Source organism: Cohnella nanjingensis (assembly GCF_014212125.1).
Classification (GTDB): domain Bacteria; phylum Bacillota; class Bacilli; order Paenibacillales; family Paenibacillaceae; genus Cohnella; species Cohnella nanjingensis.
Genome location: NZ_JACJVP010000098.1, coordinates 1 through 2,903 on the forward strand (window position 1 = coordinate 1; position 2,903 = coordinate 2,903).

General features: G+C 60.3%; 1 protein-coding gene. It reads left to right on the top strand.

What is annotated here, in order from left to right; translation table 11 throughout:
* Positions 1-1,250: 1,250 nt before the first annotated feature.
* A partial coding sequence (locus H7C19_RS34030; RefSeq protein WP_221469625.1) for an extracellular solute-binding protein occupies positions 1,251-2,903 on the top strand: 1,653 nt, incomplete at its 3' end.

The window sequence follows — 2,903 nt, forward strand, 5'->3', positions numbered from 1 at the left end:
TATGCTCCAGATAGTGGCCGGTCCAGGCGATGCCGTGGCGGTCGCACCACGCCGAGATCGGCTGCACGAAGCTCTCCACCCAGATCTCCCGGATCGTATGGTAGTAATCGTAGCGCACCTTGCGGGGATCGCGGTCGAACGCGTCCGGCTTCACCTCTCGGAACAGGTACGGAAGATAGTCCTTGAGATCGTAGCCGTTGCGCGCTTCGAACTGTCCGGCGAACCAATAGCTGAAGGGCAGGAACGAAGCGCCGTTCTGCTGGAACAGGTTGCCGGGGGAGATCTCCGGTTCGTCGGTGAAGATCGCGGGGNNGCTGCGGTACGCTTCATAAGTCGTCTCCAAGAACAGCCGGGTCACCTCGGGCCGCATCAAGTCCGTGTAGGCGAAGCCGCCCAGCCAGGAGTTCGTCTCGGGCGTGCCGATCTCGAACACGAGGAAGCGTTCGCCGTACGCCTCCCATTCCGCGTATGGCAGCTGGGTCACGTCCTGGATCTCGCCGATCGCCTCCCCCGTCTCCGCGCCGCCGCGGAAGGCGAACACGCGGATGGGATGGCCGGGCCGGTTCAGCATGCCGGAGGCGACGGGCAGCACGGACGGCAGCTCGCCGAGATGCAGCTCGCGGAAGATCGCCGCGTTCGCCAGACAGTCCGGCAGCTCGGCGGGGACATGTCCGCCCGCGAATCCGGACGGATAGGAATTCTCGTCATATATATACAGCTTCATCTCCAGGCGCTCCGCCTCTTCCAGCGCTTCCGACCAGAGCCGGAACCATTCCTCGCTGAGGTATTCCGTGACTAGGCCGGGACGCGGATGGACGAACGCGCCGCCGAAGCCGCAGCGCTTCAGCTCGCGCAGCTGTTCGCGGACGCGCTCCGCCGTCATCTCGTCGTTCCAGACCCAGAAGGGCGCGGGACGATAGGCCGCAGGGGGAGCGGCGAATAAGTCGGCAATCGGTTCGTTCATGGCAAAAAATCCTCCAATCGGATAGTCGGGATACGGCGGGGACAAGCCTTCTGCTCCTCTGCCGGACTTTCGCCGCCGGGCGGCATCCCGTTATGCGTTCATTATAAATAACCGCTCGACCGGCGCAACGGATTACGCGCAACAAGTTGACGGTTGGACGGTATTGTCAAGATAATACCCTAGTTAAGGCCGACGGACATTCTCTATACTTTGAACGGGAAGGGATATCCCGCAACTCCATATAGGGGGAACAACGATGAAAAGGAATCAACAAGCTGCAACCGCAATGGCGTTATTGTTAGCGATTACAACCGTTCTCGCAGGCTGCTCGGACAATACGCCGGACAATGCGAAGGCGCCGGCCTCCGGCAGCGGCTCGGCCTCGAGCGGCGGCGGCCAGGACGCGCAATCGGCGGGGACCGGGACGGACGGGAAGTACGATCCGCCCATTACGGTAACGACGGTCAGAGCCCAGGCGGACGTCACCAACTTCGCCCCGGGCGAGAACATGGACAGCAACATCTGGACCCGGTATTTGGCGGACACGTACGGATTCACGATCAAGAACGATTGGATCACCGACAGCGCCGGCTACAAGGACAAGCTGAACGTCACGATCGCTTCAGGATCCCTGCCGGACTTCTTCAAAGTCGATTCGACCCAGTTCAAGCAGTTGGTCGAGGCCGATTCGGTGGCCGATCTGACGGAGGTATACGAGAAGTACGCTTCTCCGCTGCTCAAGAGCCGATTGAACGAGGACGGCGGCATTACGCTGAAGGCGGCTACGATCGACGGCAAGCTCATGGCGCTGCCCTATGTGACGGCTACGATGGACGGCGCGGGCATGCTGTGGATCCGCAAGGACTGGCTGGACAATCTGGGACTGTCCGCGCCGAAGACGGTCGATGAGCTGCTTGCCGTGGCCAAGGCGTTCAAGGAGAACGATCCGGATCAGAACGGCAAGGACGATACCGTCGGCCTGGGCCTGACGAGCAGCGTCTTTTCCGGCTACGGGGGGTTGAACTACTTCTTCAATATGTTCCACGCCTACGGGAAAATGTGGATTCAAGACCCGCGCCAGAGCGGCAAGCTCGCCTACGGCGCCGTTCAGCCGGAAGCGAAGGCGGCGCTCGCGAAGCTGCAGGAGATGTACAAAGCGGGCGAGATCGACAAGGAGTTCTCCGTCAAGACGGCGACGCAGCTGACCGACGATATGATCGCCGGCAAGGTAGGCATGACCTTCGGGACGATGGCCAATCCGATCAACTACCTCAGCAAATCGGTGGCCAAGGACCCGAAGGCCAAATGGGAGATGTACCAGCTCCCGTCCGTCGACGCCGCGCCGGCGAAGGGGCAGATCAGCTCGGGCATCGGCACGTTCTGGGTGGTCAACAAGAAGAGCAAATATCCCGACGCGCTGGTGAAGACGATGGATGCCTTCGTGACGAAGCTGTTCAGCGACAAGGCGGAATTCAAATATATGTATGACGGCCCCAAGCAGGAATACCATACGTTCAAATACATGGACGTACAGGCATTCGGAGCGAAGAAGAATCTGACCGCCTACCAGAACGTCAACAAAGCTCTGCAATCCAGCGACACTAGCAAGCTCAATCCGGAGGAGAAGGGCTATTACGATCAAGTGCAGGCCTACATGGGCGGAGACGCCTCGCAATGGGGCATCTACAAGGTGTTCGGACCCGAAGGTTCGCTCGGCCTGCTGGAGAAGATCGTCCAGGAAGACCTCATGATGCCGGACCAATACTTCAGCTTGCCTACCGAGCTGATGGCGCAGCGGGACAGCACGCTCTCGGATCTGCTGAACTCCACCTATGTCAAGATCATCATGGGCGACGCTATCGACAGCTTCGACGCGATGGCGCAGAAGTGGAATCAGCTCGGCGGCGAGGAGATCACCAAGGAAGTCAACGACTGGTAC